Source organism: Pedobacter sp. MR2016-19, assembly GCF_014947265.1.
In the GTDB taxonomy this organism is placed as follows: domain Bacteria; phylum Bacteroidota; class Bacteroidia; order Sphingobacteriales; family Sphingobacteriaceae; genus Pedobacter.
Genome location: NZ_JADCNK010000018.1, coordinates 57366 through 72892 on the forward strand (window position 1 = coordinate 57366; position 15527 = coordinate 72892).

At 36.6% G+C, this 15527-nt stretch carries 16 protein-coding genes; 8 read left to right on the forward strand and 8 right to left on the reverse strand.

Annotation, left to right across the window (positions count from 1 at the left end; genetic code table 11):
* Positions 1-41: 41 nt before the first annotated feature.
* The 6 genes from pgi to IM793_RS19245 all read left to right on the forward strand — a co-directional run bounded on the left by pgi (position 42) and on the right by IM793_RS19245 (position 5805).
* A complete protein-coding gene (pgi, locus tag IM793_RS19220) occupies positions 42-1688 on the forward strand; it encodes a glucose-6-phosphate isomerase (protein ID WP_193424172.1) in 1647 nt (548 codons plus the stop codon).
* 886 nt (positions 1689-2574) lie between these two features.
* Positions 2575-3120 (forward strand): hypothetical protein, encoded by a 546-nt coding sequence (locus IM793_RS19225; RefSeq protein ID WP_193424174.1) that lies wholly within the window; start codon positions 2575-2577, stop codon positions 3118-3120.
* Positions 3121-3400: 280 nt separating this feature from the next.
* Complete coding sequence (locus IM793_RS19230) at positions 3401-3763, forward strand: hypothetical protein (protein ID WP_193424175.1); 363 nt, start codon at positions 3401-3403, stop codon at positions 3761-3763.
* A 57-nt stretch (positions 3764-3820) separates the two neighbouring features.
* Entirely contained in the window at positions 3821-4363 is a 543-nt protein-coding gene (locus IM793_RS19235; protein ID WP_132399179.1) for a YceI family protein, read from the forward strand.
* Positions 4364-4368: 5 nt separating this feature from the next.
* The gene (locus IM793_RS19240; protein WP_193424176.1) at positions 4369-5316 is read left to right on the forward strand and encodes a DUF5777 family beta-barrel protein; all 948 of its coding nucleotides are present in this window, start codon (positions 4369-4371) and stop codon (positions 5314-5316) included.
* 36 nt (positions 5317-5352) lie between these two features.
* Positions 5353-5805 (forward strand): ubiquinol-cytochrome c reductase iron-sulfur subunit, encoded by a 453-nt coding sequence (locus IM793_RS19245; protein ID WP_193424177.1) that lies wholly within the window; start codon positions 5353-5355, stop codon positions 5803-5805.
* A gap of 59 nt (positions 5806-5864) precedes the next feature.
* On the opposite strand, the gene IM793_RS19250 is transcribed toward IM793_RS19245, so the two are convergent.
* From IM793_RS19250 to IM793_RS19260, 3 genes are read right to left on the reverse strand one after another with little or no spacing between them, the layout of a single operon-like run.
* Positions 5865-7007, reverse strand: coding sequence for an ABC transporter permease (locus IM793_RS19250; RefSeq protein ID WP_193424178.1), 1143 nt, complete (start codon positions 7005-7007; stop codon positions 5865-5867).
* Entirely contained in the window at positions 7007-8143 is a 1137-nt protein-coding gene (locus IM793_RS19255) for a glycosyltransferase (RefSeq protein ID WP_193424179.1), read from the reverse strand. Before IM793_RS19255 ends, IM793_RS19250 begins: the two co-directional genes overlap by 1 nt.
* Positions 8121-9098, reverse strand: a complete 978-nt coding sequence (locus IM793_RS19260) for a lysylphosphatidylglycerol synthase domain-containing protein (protein ID WP_193424180.1) — start codon at positions 9096-9098, stop codon at positions 8121-8123. Before IM793_RS19260 ends, IM793_RS19255 begins: the two co-directional genes overlap by 23 nt.
* A 41-nt stretch (positions 9099-9139) precedes the next feature.
* Here IM793_RS19260 and ruvC point away from each other — a divergent pair, with 41 nt between their 5' ends.
* Entirely contained in the window at positions 9140-9727 is a 588-nt protein-coding gene (ruvC, locus tag IM793_RS19265) for a crossover junction endodeoxyribonuclease RuvC (RefSeq protein WP_187591872.1), read from the forward strand.
* Positions 9728-9845: 118 nt separating this feature from the next.
* Here the strand turns inward: ruvC and IM793_RS19270 are convergent, their stop codons facing one another.
* The 3 genes from IM793_RS19270 to IM793_RS19280 all read right to left on the reverse strand — a co-directional run bounded on the left by IM793_RS19270 (position 9846) and on the right by IM793_RS19280 (position 12293).
* Complete coding sequence (locus tag IM793_RS19270) at positions 9846-10745, reverse strand: DUF4349 domain-containing protein (RefSeq protein ID WP_193424181.1); 900 nt, start codon at positions 10743-10745, stop codon at positions 9846-9848.
* 507 nt (positions 10746-11252) lie between these two features.
* The gene (locus tag IM793_RS19275; RefSeq protein WP_193424183.1) at positions 11253-11471 is read right to left on the reverse strand and encodes a hypothetical protein; all 219 of its coding nucleotides are present in this window, start codon (positions 11469-11471) and stop codon (positions 11253-11255) included.
* 57 nt (positions 11472-11528) lie between these two features.
* Positions 11529-12293, reverse strand: a complete 765-nt coding sequence (locus tag IM793_RS19280) for a 5'-nucleotidase, lipoprotein e(P4) family (protein ID WP_193424185.1) — start codon at positions 12291-12293, stop codon at positions 11529-11531.
* A 201-nt stretch (positions 12294-12494) separates the two neighbouring features.
* Here IM793_RS19280 and IM793_RS19285 point away from each other — a divergent pair, with 201 nt between their 5' ends.
* The gene (locus IM793_RS19285) at positions 12495-13190 is read left to right on the forward strand and encodes a hypothetical protein (RefSeq protein ID WP_193424187.1); all 696 of its coding nucleotides are present in this window, start codon (positions 12495-12497) and stop codon (positions 13188-13190) included.
* Positions 13191-13259: 69 nt separating this feature from the next.
* Here IM793_RS19285 and IM793_RS19290 read toward each other — a convergent pair whose 3' ends face one another.
* Both IM793_RS19290 and atpG read right to left on the reverse strand, forming a co-directional pair.
* A complete protein-coding gene (locus tag IM793_RS19290) occupies positions 13260-14387 on the reverse strand; it encodes an ATP-binding protein (protein WP_193424188.1) in 1128 nt (375 codons plus the stop codon).
* A gap of 205 nt (positions 14388-14592) precedes the next feature.
* Positions 14593-15489, reverse strand: a complete 897-nt coding sequence (gene atpG / locus IM793_RS19295) for an ATP synthase F1 subunit gamma (protein WP_193424189.1) — start codon at positions 15487-15489, stop codon at positions 14593-14595.
* Positions 15490-15527 lie beyond the last annotated feature (38 nt).

Sequence of the window (15527 nt, forward strand, 5' to 3'; positions counted from 1 at the left end):
TTAAATTTTTGCTTTATTACTTTTACAAAAAAACAAAGATTATGTTACCTAAAGTAAATTTCACAGAAACTGAGGCCTATAAGTATTTAGCCGATCATTTTATAGATATTAATCAAAAAAGCATTAAAGATCTTTTTGCTGAAGATGCAGATCGTTTCAATAAATTTTCTGTTTTTTTTGAGGATATTCTACTGGATTACAGCAAAAACCGCATAAGCGACGAAACATTAGCACTCTTAATTCAATTGGCGCGAGAGTGTAAATTGGATGAAGCCATAAAATCAATGTATAACGGTGATAAGATTAATGAAACCGAAGACCGTTCGGTACTTCACATCGCCTTACGTAATTTAAGCAATACGCCAATTTTAGTTGATGGCAAAGATGTAATGCCTGAAGTAAATGCAGTATTGACTAAAATGGAGAAATTTAGTAATAGCATCATCAGCGGTGAATGGAAAGGTTATACTGGCAAAGCCATTACTGATGTGGTAAATATTGGAATCGGTGGATCGGATTTAGGGCCTGTAATGGTTACCGAAGCTTTGAAACATTATAAAAACCACTTAAATATTCACTTTGTTTCGAATATTGATGGCACACACATCGCCGAAACTTTATCGGGATTAAATGCTGAGACGACTTTATTCTTAGTTGCATCAAAAACTTTTACTACGCAAGAAACCATGACGAATGCACACTCTGCCCGTACCTGGTTTTTAGATAAAGGCGGCAAAGAAAGTGATATTGCTAAACACTTTGCAGCATTATCGACCAATGCCAAAGACGTTTCTGCTTTTGGTATCGATACCGAAAATATGTTTGAGTTTTGGGATTGGGTTGGCGGTCGTTACTCTTTATGGAGTGCTATCGGCTTATCGATCTCATTAAGTATAGGCTTCGATAATTTTAAACAACTGCTGGCTGGTGCACACGCAACTGATAACCACTTTAAAACTGCCGAATTTGAAAGTAACTTACCGGTAATATTAGGTTTATTAGGCGTTTGGTATATCAATTTCTATAATGCTGAAACGCAGGTTATCTTACCTTACGACCAATATATGCATCGTTTTGCTGCTTATTTCCAACAGGGAGATATGGAAAGTAATGGCAAACATGTTGATAGAAACGGCAACGAGGTTGATTATGAAACCGGGCCGATTATATGGGGTGAACCAGGTACAAATGGTCAGCATGCCTTTTATCAGTTAATTCATCAGGGTACCCGGATTATCCCTGCCGATTTTATTGCTCCGGCACAGAGCTTAAACCCACTGGGCGATCATCATCCTATCTTATTATCGAACTTTTTTGCACAAACAGAAGCATTAATGAACGGTAAAACCGAAGAAGAAGTAACTGCCGAATTAAAGAAGGAAGGTAAATCTGATTCAGAAATTGAAAAAATTGCTCCGTTTAAAGTATTCGAAGGCAATCGTCCGACAAACTCAATATTGTTAAAAAAAGTAACTCCATATACTTTAGGTAGCTTAGTAGCCATTTACGAACATAAAATATTTGTTCAGGGAATTATCTGGAACATCTTTAGTTTCGATCAGTGGGGAGTAGAACTTGGCAAACAATTGGCCAAAAAGATTCTTCCTGAACTGGCGGACAACGAAAAAGTTTCGAGCCATGATAGTTCTACCAACGGATTAATTAACCAATATAAGTCCTGGAGATAAAATATATTAAAAAAAGCGAGTGTTAATACTCGCTTTTTTATTTAAAATCATGAAAGAAGACTGCAGCATATCCCACCATTAGGACAAACAAGACCTCCCATCGGCCAACCAGGTGTGCAAGGGTAACTTGTATCTTGAGGGCCAGGTATGCAAAATGTATGAAACATTGGCCCATTAGGCCCACAAATATCCTGCCCAGATCCTGTTCCAGATCCAGACCCAGTATCTCCTCCAAATACTTTTTTTAATTGTGCTCTAGTTAACACTTCACCTCTGTTAAAGGTGCTTGTACTTAATTTTAATTTTTTCATTGTTTTGTTTCTTATTAATAGTATTAAAACGATATAAGTAGTATCTATCCCAAGTGCCTTTTACTCAAATTAAGAATAAAAATAAAGAAATCAAAATTATTTTTTCACCTAAACAAATAATTATATTATTAAAAAGATGACTAACTTGAAAAAGTTTAGCTAATAAAATTACATAAGTCTCATAATTCACAAAATCATCCATATATTATAAACTACCAGTTGTATTAAATGAGCAAAAAAACTTAGATAAGTTGAATTGAAACCAATATCTCACGACGATAAAATATAAAATGAGAGTTTAAATAATTACTTTTTTCATTTAAACCCATATTTAAGTGGCAATCATTATTTTCTATTCACCCTCAATGGAAAAACCGAAATTAACTTATTTAGAAATAATTCCTCGCTTGTGCCTTGATCGTTTCGCATCATTAAAAACAATGAAACCACAATGGGTGCGATAATCTAAAACAGCGGAAAATATGCTCAGGATTTTGTCATAACCTCTATAAAAAATTAAGAAATTCTTTTTGCTTTGGCCATTTCCTTCATTACAGCAAAACGGTGAAATGGAAATGCAAGGTCAAAAGCTTGCCGTTACCATTAAAAATATGGCCCCTAACTTAAGCAGCATGGAAATTTCTATGGGTGGCCAAACTGCGATGAAACAGGCTTACAATGGTAAAACAGGATACACAATGCAAATGGGCCAGAAAGCTGAATTATCTGGCGATGATTTGACTGAAAAGAAAGAGGATAAAGGTTATGGTAATCAACTGTATTATGCTACTGATGGAACTAAAATTGAATCTGCAGGTACGGCAAAAGTTGGTACTGCTGATGCTTTTAAGTTAAACATCACTTCTCCTTCTGGCAAAAAGAAAACTGAATATTACGACACCAAATCGGGTTTACTTTTAAAAGATGAGCGTACCATTACCAAAGGTGGGGCTGAAATTAGTCAGTCTACCGAATATTCAAACTACAAGAAAGTTGGCGATGTGTTATTTCCGTTTACCTTAACTCAATCGGTGACAAGCCCACAAGGTTCCCAGGAATTTTCAGTTGTGATTAAAGACATTAAAGTTAATCCGCCTTTAAAAGCCGAAGATTTTAACTAGGTTTCAGATACAATTTATCCCGAAAGCCGTTCCGATGTAAAATCGGAACGGCTTTTTTTTTATTCCAGGCAACCAATCCCAAGAAAGCTACGTAACGATTAAGATTTCAGCAAAAATTACATAAAAAACTATGCTTATTTCAAAAACAGTTATGCTTTTCAAACAAACAGAACATAAATTTTAAAAATCGGCCATCGCCATAAAATTTCAATTGCACCTCAATCGAACATGAAGATATAGAAATGAATCTACCACCAATTTTAACCTTAATTAAATATCTATGAAAAAACAAAATTCAATCTTTTTATTAGCCGCAATTACGGCCTTACTTTTTGCCTGTTCTAAAAGGCAGGCTGAGGAATTAAAACCAGCAGCTCCTACGGGTCCGACAGCGGTAACCACTGCCAATGTAACCTATACCAATTTTGCAGGTGCACTTTTCCAAACCAAATGTAACAACTGTCATGGTCCAAATGGCGCACTTAAATCTATCTGGTTATTTAATGGCTTTGCCTCTGTAAAAAATGATACCCGCGTAGCTAATGCTGTTCTGGTTACCAAAACAATGCCAAAAGGTGGATCTCTAACAGCCAGTGAAAGAGAGTTATTACAAGCCTGGGTTGATAAAGGCATGCCAGAATAACAAATAAACATTAACGCTAAATCAAGATGTTTCCATTAAAATTTAAACAAAACACCGATGCAAAAACTATTTTTCACCTTAATAGCCTTGTTATTATGCACAGGCATAAAAGCGCAGATCTGGGTAAGTAAAAGCGTAACCTCTTCATTTTTTTCTTCAACACCTGTAGAAGATATCGATGCACAGAGTAAAACAGGTGCTTCGGCACTTAATACCAAAACCAACGATATCATTTTCAAAATCAACAATACTTCTTTTCAGTTTAAGAAAAAACTGATGCAGGAGCATTTTAACGAAAATTATATGGAGAGCGATAAGTTCCCAACTTCTGATTTTAAAGGAAAAATTGTAGAACAGATCGATTTTTCAAAACCTGGTACTTATCCTGTTACGGTTAAGGGTAACCTGCAAATCCATGGCGTAACCAAAGAATATACAACAAAGGGATCGTTAGTAATTACCGGCGATGAGGCAAAAGCTACTTCTACATTTAATGTAAAACTGGCCGATCATGGTATCAAAATCCCAACGATCGTTTTTAAACAGATTGCAGAAACCATACAGGTAAAAATGACCGCTATTTATCAACCCAAAAAATAAAACTTATGAAATTTCGTCTAAAATCTCTTTTATACCTATCTATTACCCTCTTGCCAACTTTAGCTTTTGCACAAGATTCGCTCGAAAAAGCATTACAAATGCCTGCTGAAAAAAAGAATGTACAGGCTACTTTTAAGGCAACCAAACTGATCAACATCCAAACCAATGAAACCATTTATAAAAATGAACTGGATTTTAGGGTAGATCACCGTTTTGGCGATATTGCAGGCAGTGCAGGTGGTACCAAAAACTTTTTTGGGCTGGATCAATCAACAGATATCCGAATTGGCTTTGAATACGGAATCAGCGATAGACTTTCCGTTGGTTTATCAAGGGCAAAAGGAGCCGGTGTGGTAACACAGCTTTACGAAGGGAATTTAAAATACCGTTTGCTGGAGCAAACTGCTGATGATAAAATACCTGTTGCAGTAACCTTATTCGGCAGCACTACCGTTTCTGCAGCGAAAGCTTCAACCGACCCCACCGCTGCAAATGCATTTAGCGAATTCCAGGATCGCTTAACTTATGTGGTGCAAGCCGTAATTGCCCGTAAGTTTAATTCAAACTTTTCAATGCTAATAATGCCATCGTATGTACACCGCAATTTTACCGTTTTTGGTGATCAAAACGATATGCTTGCCTTGTCTGTTGGTGGCCGTATTAAAATTACCAAACGCATGGCTTTTGTAGCCGATTATACCATTCCATTCAGGGATAAAAACAAAGAAGCTTATCTCGAAAGCACACTGGGAACACAATATTACAAAACGCTTGGTGCCGGGTTGGAGTTTGAAACCGGAGGTCACATTTTTCACCTCAACTTCACCAACGCCACCGCAATACAGGAATCACAGTTTATTACCGACACCAATACTTCTTGGCTTAAAGGGCAATACCGCTGGGGTTTTAGTATAGCACGTAGGTTTTCTTTCGATAAGAAAAAAGCAAAGTAGTTCAAAATCAACCAAAAACAAACCAACAAAACAATTATGGAACGTAATGAATTTATCAAATCTTTAGGCCTTGGCGTAGCCTTGGTATGCACAGGTGCCTGCTTTTCGGCCTGTGGAAAAAAAAGCGATTCACCAGAGCCCAGTAAACCAAATGGCGGTGGTGTTCCTTCAGGCACTACCGCAAGTGTTGATCTGAGCACGCAATTACTAACAGTTGGCGCATCTGTCACCGTAAACAGCATATTATTCATCCGTACTGCTGCTGGAAATGCCAACACCTCATTTGTAGCCACACAAGCGGTTTGCCCGCACCAGGGTGGTGCATTAAGTTTTATTCAGACCAGTAATTATATTCAATGTGGCTTACATAGTTCGAGGTATACCACTTCGGGAAGCATTTTGGCCCAACCAAGTGACGGCGGAACCACGAGCGCACTAAAAGTTTATCCGCTTACTGTTTCAGGGAACACGCTAACTGCAACGGCTTAACTTTTGCTTTTAAGGATAAAGCAGTATCGTAATGGTACTGCTTTTTTTATGGAAGAATTTTAGACAGTTACATTTTGCCCTTTTACATCAAAGGCATCACGTAAACCTATGGCAAGTACATTAAAGGCATATACTGTAAACATAATGGCTAAACCGGGCAAAACGGCGAGGTAAGCTGCATCCATAATAATATAACCATAATGTTCTTTAATCATGCTCCCCCAGCTTGGCATAGGTGGTTGCGCACCAAAGCCTAAAAAGCTTAAGCCGGTTTCTAACAATATAGCAGATGCAAAATTGGATGAGGCCACCACTAAAATCGGACCGGCGATGTTTGGCAATATGTGTTTGATAATCGTTCGGCTGGTGCTAAAACCTAAGGCTCTGGCAGCTTCAACAAACTCTACTTCTTTTAAAGCCATCACCTGCCCACGCACTAATCGGGCTACATCTACCCAGGTTGATAAACCAACTGCAATAAAGATCTGCCAAAAGCCTTTCCCCAAAGCGAAAGATATCGCAATAACGAGCAGCAATGACGGTAATGACCAAACCACATTCATAAACCAACTGACGGCTGCATCTACGCGGCCACCAAAATAACCCGCAATGGCTCCTAAACTCACGCCAATAAAAAGAGAGATGAGAACCGCCATTAAACCCACCGATAATGAAACACGAATACCTAAAATCAACCGGCTTAATAAATCCCGGCCATAAATATCAGTTCCTAAAATATAAGTCTTTTTGTATATATTATTTTTTTCGAAGAGTGCTTGTGGTGTTCCTGTTTTGGAGGGCACTATGCAAGCAGGGCACAAATCCTTAAGTTCATACCTGGTTCCCTTAGCTTTTTCATCCTCACCAATATATTCCTGTACAAAAACATCTTTATCTTTTATCTGGTAAGAAGTAATTGGGATACTTTTAAAGCTTGGTGTCTGCCCATTCAGCATCCGCTCAAAAAAGTTAAGCTTTTCTATTTTAGGGTTCCGGCTGATAATTAAAAATGTAAATGTACTCCCCGGTTTCTTTTTATTTAATTGAAGAATCTGAACATTTGCATTTGGAGAATCATCTGGCATAATCAGGTAGCCCAAAATGCCCATTATCATTAACAGTAAAATAAAAACCAATCCGCCGAAAGCAAATTTATTCCGCTTAAACTTTAACCATACTTTTTTTGACGGGCTATTATCCATTACCTAACCATTCTGCCTTTCCAATTGTATTTTCCGCTGTTTCCGGCAATGCCGATGTACACCATGTAAACTACATGAAGCACATTTAAAACAGGTATTAAAATGAGTAAACTGCGCCTTTTGGCAAAGCCGGTTACATCCCATAAAAATAATGTTTCTAAAACCATTTTAACCAATAATTGATAAAATGTGATGGTTAAAAAACCCGGAATAAAAAGTCCGGTAATAAAATTTGCAAGAATAGATAGGTTGAAGATCCAGATCAACACTCCCAAAACAATAATCGCCTTGTTTTTATAACGGGTACTCTTTGAAGCCCAACGTTTGCGCTGCTGTATAAACGAGCCTAAGGTTTCTTTTGCATGAGTGTACACAATGGCTTCTCTATTTTTAAGGAAACCAATCTGATCTGGATATTTGGCCGCAATTTTATGCAGCAGCAACTCATCATCGCCTGATGCCAGATCATCTATTCCCTGAAAGCCACCAACTTCATAAAAAGTTGTTTTTTCGTAGGCCAAATTTGCACCGTTACAAGTAGATGGCTGTTTGTTTCCTATAGTAGATGCTCCTAAGCCAATAAGATAAAGAAATTCCAAGGATTGTAATCGCTCAAAGAAACTTTTCTCCTGAAAATAAGCTACAGGCGAAGAGATCATTTTATAGTTCTTTTGCTCGTATAAATTTACAATGGTAACCAGCCAATTATTTCCCATCCTGCAATCCGCGTCAGTGGTAATGATCAGATCGCCGGAGCAGGTGCCGATAGCTGTTTGTATTGCTTTCTTCTTATACGAGTTTAATGCCCTATCCTCATTTAACTTAATTAGCTTCACATTACTGTCGGCATAGCTCAACACAATTTCTGCGGTTCTATCAGTAGAATGGTCATCAATAATAATAATCTCTGTTAAAACTTTAGGATATTGCTGAGCAATCAGGTCATTAATTGTTTTGGCGATATTCTCTTCCTCATCCCTTGCAGCAACTATAATAGAAGCTTTGGTTCGGGGATCAGATTTTTGTGGCGTAAAATAGACGAGGTTATGCCATCCTCTGATAAAATTAAGCACTAAAAAACCATAAATTAAGGTTAAAGCAGCAGATATAAGACTAATTAGATTTAAGATTTCCAAAAAAATTGAGTTTAAAAACGAAATAAGTGCCTAAGATAGCAGGAATTATAATATTTATGAGCCAGATACTTGCGGTACATGCAATAACAGCCACATGTTGATCGGTTACATGTTTAAACAGCTCAACTGCAGTAACACTTCTAATACCAACATCAAAAAGATCCAGTGAAGGCAGTGCCGATTGTACCAAAAATAGCAAACAGGTCATCATCACAATATCTGCATAGTGCAATCCAGGCACCAGCCAGATAAATAGAATAAAATATTGCGAACTGAATATCAGGTAACGGGCAAAACAATAAGTAATAATTTTGAATAGTTCCCGTTTTTTATACCTGGCCAAAATGCTATAAAATTTCTTATATTTCCTGGTGAATTTAAAGGATAATAAAATCCCGTTTAACCAACGGATGTTAAAGTAAAAAACCAGAAAAAACAGGCAAAAAATTACCGCAAAAAAAACCAAAGCAACAAATAGTACCCTATCGATCGGGATAAAGCGGTACACGAAAAAGCAGGCTGCAATGGCTCCGAAAACATTGGTCAGCACCAATTGACCGATGCTGCCCACACTCATGGCCACTATCCCAACAATTCTTCTTCGGGGAGAGAGGAAAAATACACGGCCTCCATATTCTCCTAGTCTGTTGGGTGTAAAAATAGCAAGCGTTAAACCACAGAAAACAGATTCGATGGCCCTGTAAAAACTGATGGGTTCGATATGGCTCATTAAGTATTTCCATTTACCTGCCTCTAAAAACCAGTTTACAAACATCAGAAATACCACTATACCGATTACCGAGATTATTTCTATCTGAGGGATATCTTTTAATAATGTACTGAAATCGTGAAGATTTTTATTCGCAACGAGTTTATGGTAAATAAACCAAAAGGCAAACATTACAATTGCAACTTTGATAAAAAGCGATAATATTTTTTTGTTCTTGCCTGTCAAGATTATCTTTTTAGTTTGCAAATATGCTTAATATTGCTGTAATGTTGAACGAAAAAAAGGAACGGGTGATTATGGGCATTGATCCAGGAACGGCGGTGATGGGTTATGGCGTAATTTTAGAAAAGGGAAATAAAACGGAATTGATCAGTTTGGGAGTGGTTAAAATGACCCACTTAGACGATCCATTCCTCAAACTTCAACGGATATTCGAAAAAACAGTGGTTTTAATCGATCAATATAAACCTGATGTTCTGGCTATCGAGGCACCATTTTATGGTAAAAATATTCAGGTTTTATTAAAACTTGGCCGTGCGCAGGGTATTGCTATTGCAGCAGCGTTGTCCAGAAATATTTCAGTTACCGAATACTCTCCACGTAAGATCAAACAATCCATTACCGGCAGTGGAAACGCCACTAAAGAACAGGTAGCAGCCATGCTGCAACGCTTATTAAATTTTAAGGAAACACCCGAATTTTTAGATGCTACCGATGGTTTGGCTGTTGCTGTTTGCCATTCTTTTCAGAAAATTACCACAGGCGGTAAATCAAAAACCTATTCGGGCTGGGAATCTTTTGTAAGCGATAATAAAACTAAGGTTAAAGGTATAGCGGTTAAGGCGAAAAAATAATCTTAAAGAATTCGTAGTTCGTGAGTCTCCGATCATAAGAGTGAAGCAATCTTTCTTGGTAGAGAATAAAATGGTTCGTGCGGACACGAACCATGGCGCGATAATGAAATGAAATAAGCTATTTATTGTTGGCAGCCTGATCAATCCTATTTTTAGTTGCTTCTTCGATTGCTAACTTTTTCTTACGAATAAAATATTTTACAGTGAAGAAGATTGCAAAACCAACTAATATTAACATCCATAAATTGGAAATTGCGATGATGATTTCTTTAAAAATCGTCCATCCGTTTACAATCCCCAACCAAAGCCTGTTTACAAATGCCGGGCGGTAGTCGTACAGATTGTCATTGGCCACAATCATGGTTTTTACTGTATTGTCCTGATAAAAATTAAGGGTAATGGTACTGAATTTCACACGGCTATCAATCTGCATGTTCTCAATTTTCTTATCTACATAATCATCTTTGATATAAAGAGACGATTCGACGTTGGCACTTTTTTTCGAGGCTACTTTATTAATTTTTCCAATCGCATCTACTCTGTTCTGCGCCTTTAGTTTATTGGCTAAATAAGCAATACTTTGATCGTCCATCTTCATCGATTGGTGATCGACAAAAACAGCCATTCTTGCAATGGTATTGGTAAATTCATCCAGCTTCTCTGACGGAACTTTTGCCACCAGATAACCCTGGGTGCGATAGGAAGTAATTTCTTTTAGTGAATCGGTAGATTGTTTAACCTTATCGGTTTCCTGGATAGTACTTTCGATCGAGAACTCTGCAACAGTTCCCCCTTCCGCTTTAATGGTTTTGCTAAGCTGTTCTTTCGTGTTTTGAACGTCTTTCACCCTAAACCGCATATCAGCAGTTTTGATGATTTTCTCAGCGGCAGTACTATCTGCAGATTCTTTGCTCAAAGGCTCCAGCACCGCGGTATCAGCGCTTGCATACTTTTCATTCGATTTCTGGCAGCCAAAAATTGTTAAAACTATGGCTATAGCAATAATATTCCTTTTCATGATTTTGTGGTTCAAAATAAATAATCATTTTAAATATTTGCTTCAAATGGCCATAAGAAGTGTAGCGTACTTGGTTAGTTTTAACGCTGTATTTACCCTTAATACGGAAATTATATTTAGGTAACCCAATGTTGGGTTTAGTGACGTGAGAAGGGTGTTTTAGCGGTTTCAGCTAGTATTAAACCTCGCAGGTTTAAATGAAGTTTTTATGGCGTTTTTTTTTGAAAAGCAGGTTACTGTGTTTATCGGTTCCGAAAGCCTTGCCATCCGCTTTACCTCACTACGTTCGGCGTCCGCTCCTGTCAGGTTTAGATTACATAGGCAGACCTTTCTATCATAAACCTGACAGGAGCGGCAGCCTCCGATTTTTCTATCGGAGCTACAGCGGATGGCGGGACTACCTTAACCTAATACCTACTGAATTTGCTTTTCAGAAAAGAAGTGTATATAAACAAAAAGCCGGTCATGAATGAACATGACCGGCTTTATATTTTGATAATAGAACGCTTATGCGTCTAATATTTTGAATACACCTTTAATAGCAATAATTGCACCAATGAACAAAACAATCCAGGATGCTAATGACACTTGCCACGAATCGTAAGCGAAACGTGCGTAAGTACCCACCATGCAAACCAGTACACCAAAAATTATTAATTTATAAATTCCTGGCTGGTTAGCCGTTTTCATACTTTCTGTATTGTGCTTTAATTCGTTGTTCTCCATAATGTTTATTTTTATGATGCTGCAAAAGTAATACTTATTGCTGAATAATTATAAAACTTAGTAACTTTTTAATCGTTCTAACCTTTGCTTCGCTTTATCTTTATCGCTAAGTTTTTCTCCCTGATATAAAGGCTTTTCCCAATCCCCGTACATTGGGTTGGGCAACACAATATACTTTTTTCCGAATAGGTGCTGATTTGTGTTTACCTGCTCGAAGGTATTTTTATTTTCGCGATAAAAAATGTTACTGAAATCGCTTAAATTATCGCCACATAGCAATAGAATATTGTGCGTTTCTGTAATTTTTTGGCGGCGCGGTTCTTTATTTGAGGTTCCTTTTGAAACCACTAAATGTGCATCATCTGCATAAGGAAAGCCAAAGTGCTGCAGATTTTTTAACGTAGCTGCATAGTCTTTCTCATCGCGATTACTCACATAAAATGTTTCGATGTTTTTTGATGCTGCAAACTTTAAAAAAGCCAATGCACCCGGAACAGTATCGGCCTGAGCAAGATTGGTCCATTCTGTCCAGTCTTCAGATACATAACTTAGTCCTTTTTTAATTTCGTGCCCCTGGAAAGCAGAATTATCCAAAACGGTTTCATCGATATCAACAATTACACAATTTGGTTTTTTACTGGTATCGGCCCATAAAGCTTCTTTTAACGATAAACGGGCAAAGTTATAAGCCTGGAAACATAAGGCCCTGTATTCGCCTGAAGTTTGCTGCCAAAGTACCGCATTGGTATAATCCCGTGCAGGATTTTGGGCTTTAACAAAAAATGGAACAGTTAATAAGATAATGAGGATGTATTTTTTCATAACCTGATATTAGGCTACAAAGATATTAAAAGCCAATAATTAACCGTACCAAAAAAAATCTATAAAATTTGAAACAAAATACATTTCCGTCATAGGATAACTACTAACCTTAGCCAATAATCAGAATAATTTTACTGTCAATTAAAATTTTAGTTATAAAAATAACTACTTTTGGGTACACACAAATAAAATCATTTTATCATGAAATCTAAAACTCTGATAGGGATGGCTATTGCCCTATTTTTCCTTGCGGCCTGCAAGAAGGAAAGTCCTAAAGTTGAACCAAAAGACTCATTAGAATTACTTAAAGATTCGGCATCATACTCAATTGGTGGAAAAACCTATAGTGCTATTGGTTTTGAAAAGAACTGGACTTATACAACGCAATCAAATCTTAAAATTACTTCTGGAGTAAACTTCAACTATCTATTAGAAGGGGACAAAGATTCTCTACTATTTGTAAGAGAATATAGTATTAGAGCACCATATACAAACATTGCTATCTCATTTATAAAAATATACAATAAAAATGAAACAGAATTAACAAATGAAAATAATGGTGGTCATCTAAATTATCCAATAAACAAAACAGATATATTTTCTCCTGGTTTATATAAATATTCAACTGAGTTTTATAGAAGCAATTCTGCTTCTGGAATTGCATTTACAGTTATAAATCAACAAGGTGTTTATAAATCATATAGTCAATCAGATTTAAGCAAACCTGCTTCAGTTACGCAACTTGATCAAAAGGATTCCAAATTTGAAATTATTAGTTTAAAAAAACGAAAATCAGGATATTTATTAGAAGCTAAATTTAATGTAAATGTCTTTGATGAAAATAAAAAACCGCTGAAAATAGAAAATGGATATTTAAGACTAAGCATACTAAAATAATTAATTCTCATTTATAAATCAAAAGTCCCAATTCAATTAAGAAATGGGACTTTTTTTTTGCAAAAACATTTAACCGTTCAAAAAAGTTCCCCTATCAGCTTTCGATATTAACAATGTTTCTGCATCGGGGTAAGCATGCGTAAAAGTAAGTGGAATTTTATTTTTTCCCCTTTCGCTCCATTTAAACTCGACAGCCAAAAATTTTTCTTTTGTTTTTTCTATATAATCAATTTCCTGTTGTTGCGTGGTACGCCAGAAAAAGCATTCTGCTTCTATCTGGTTCTGGTGCAAAAACTTCATCCGTTCAGCAATCATATAATTTTCAAATAGTGCGCCAACATCATTCCTGTTTGCTATCGGGTTAAAATTACGTGTAATTGCATTTACAATACCCGTATCATAAAAATAGATTTTCTTATTTTTTTTAATTTCGTTACGCACATTACCTGCAAAGGCAGGTAAGCTAAAAACCACGAAAGATTTTTCGAGTAGGCTGATGTATTTATCAACCGTTTTCTGATCGGCTTTTACCAGTTGGGCCAGTTCAGAAAAGTTAACTTCGCTACCAATCTGTAACGCCAAAGCCTTTACAATTTTTTCGAATAACAAAGGCTTTTTAACATCTTCCAAAGTAAAAAGATCTTTGTACAAGTAACTATCGGCAAGTAATTTTAAATGCTCTTCTGCGTTCTGCGAATCGTTAATAATCTCGGGATAAGAACCATAAATTAAACGTTGTTCCAATAATCTTTCTTCGGTAATAAAATCAGTATCATTTACCAGTTCTGCATATGAAAATGGCAAAAGCATCATTTCATATTTTCTACCGGTTAAGGGCTCGTTTATTTTACCTGACAACTCAAATGCTGATGAACCCGTAGCAATAACCTGAACAGGCTTAAAGCGATCTACAATAATTTTAATGAGCAAACCCACATCACTAATTCGTTGGGCCTCATCTATAAAAAGTACTTGGTAGCCTGCGAGCATTTGTGCGATTTGTGCCGCATTGGGTTTAGCCAAAGCTTCGCGCACGTCAGCATCATCCCCATTGAGGTACAGGGTCTTTTTATCAACCTTCGCCAATAACTGTTCAACAAAAGTAGTTTTACCTGTTTGGCGTGGCCCAAAGATGATAAAGGCTTTCCCTTTAAAAAGCCTTGAAAAAGCATAATCCAACTGTTTACGAACAATCATAATAAAAGATTCTTACACAAAAGTATAATAATTTTGGATTACAATCCATAAAAAATATAATAATTTTGGATTACAATCCATAAAAAACATAATAATTTTGGATTATAAAATCAAACGATAATAAAAAAGCCCATCTCAATTAAGAAATGGGCTATATATTTTATGCAATTAATACTGCAAACTCAACACTAAGAACTGCAAACTATTATCCGTTCAATGCTGCTGCACCACTTACAATCTCAGTTAACTCAGTTGTAATTGCTGCCTGACGTGCCTGGTTGTATGAAAGTTTTAAAGCTTTCAATAACTCCCCTGCATTTTCAGTTGCTTTGTCCATCGATGTCATACGTGCACCGTGCTCAGAAGCATGAGAATCTAAAACGGCTTTATATAACTGAATTTTTACTGATTTAGGAATTAACTGCTCTACAATTTCTTCTTGAGAAGGCTCTAAAATATAATCAACGTTTGTTGTTTTCTTATCAGTTTTTAGATCCGCTGCTGTTTCTTCTGTTTTAGGCAAAGGCAACAACTGCTCAGAAGTAATAATTTGAACTGCCGCATTTTTAAAACGGTTGTAAACAACCTCTACTTTATCAAAGTCTCCTTTAACAAAGCCCGCCATAATGGCATCGGTAATCTTAGTTACGTTTTCGAAAGTTAGAGCAGCATATACTTCATTATTATTACCAATTACGTTATAGTTACGTTTTTCGTAAAAATCCTGTGTTTTCTTACCGATAGAAATAATGCTCACATTACCGTTTTTCAACTGTTCGCTATATTTCTCAGCAATTAAATTGTTGGCCGCTTTAATTACGTTCATGTTAAAAGCACCAGCCAAACCACGGTTTGAAGATACAGTAACAATTAAAACCTTATTGGGCTCACGCTCCTGGATAAAAGGCGATGACGATCCCTCTAAACTTGCTGATAGATTACCTAAAATCTCTTTCAGTTTAGTTGCATAAGGACGTAAAGCGATAATTGCATTGGTAGCACGTTTCAACTTTGCTGCCGAAACCATTTTCATAGCTTTGGTAATCTGCTGTGTTGATTGTACCGATGCAATCCGGTTTCTTACTTCTTTTAAATTAGCCATTCTTTAAGTATCGAGTATTAAGTATCAAGTATCAAGAT

Excerpts from the sequence above, each read along its gene's own strand:
- IM793_RS19250 (WP_193424178.1), bottom strand. The coding sequence starts at position 7,007 with ATGGATAATAGCCCGTCAAAAAAAGTATGGTTAAAGTTTAAGCGGAAT.
- IM793_RS19225 (WP_193424174.1), top strand. The coding sequence starts at position 2,575 with ATGCAAGGTCAAAAGCTTGCCGTTACCATTAAAAATATGGCCCCTAAC.
- atpG (WP_193424189.1), bottom strand. The coding sequence starts at position 15,489 with ATGGCTAATTTAAAAGAAGTAAGAAACCGGATTGCATCGGTACAATCA.
- IM793_RS19275 (WP_193424183.1), bottom strand. The coding sequence starts at position 11,471 with ATGGAGAACAACGAATTAAAGCACAATACAGAAAGTATGAAAACGGCT.
- pgi (WP_193424172.1), top strand. The coding sequence starts at position 42 with ATGTTACCTAAAGTAAATTTCACAGAAACTGAGGCCTATAAGTATTTA.
- IM793_RS19240 (WP_193424176.1), top strand. The coding sequence starts at position 4,369 with ATGAAATTTCGTCTAAAATCTCTTTTATACCTATCTATTACCCTCTTG.
- IM793_RS19245 (WP_193424177.1), top strand. The coding sequence starts at position 5,353 with ATGGAACGTAATGAATTTATCAAATCTTTAGGCCTTGGCGTAGCCTTG.
- IM793_RS19270 (WP_193424181.1), bottom strand. The coding sequence starts at position 10,745 with ATGAAAAGGAATATTATTGCTATAGCCATAGTTTTAACAATTTTTGGC.
- IM793_RS19280 (WP_193424185.1), bottom strand. The coding sequence starts at position 12,293 with ATGAAAAAATACATCCTCATTATCTTATTAACTGTTCCATTTTTTGTT.
- IM793_RS19285 (WP_193424187.1), top strand. The coding sequence starts at position 12,495 with ATGAAATCTAAAACTCTGATAGGGATGGCTATTGCCCTATTTTTCCTT.
- IM793_RS19235 (WP_132399179.1), top strand. The coding sequence starts at position 3,821 with ATGCAAAAACTATTTTTCACCTTAATAGCCTTGTTATTATGCACAGGC.
- IM793_RS19290 (WP_193424188.1), bottom strand. The coding sequence starts at position 14,387 with ATGATTGTTCGTAAACAGTTGGATTATGCTTTTTCAAGGCTTTTTAAA.
- IM793_RS19230 (WP_193424175.1), top strand. The coding sequence starts at position 3,401 with ATGAAAAAACAAAATTCAATCTTTTTATTAGCCGCAATTACGGCCTTA.
- ruvC (WP_187591872.1), top strand. The coding sequence starts at position 9,140 with ATGTTGAACGAAAAAAAGGAACGGGTGATTATGGGCATTGATCCAGGA.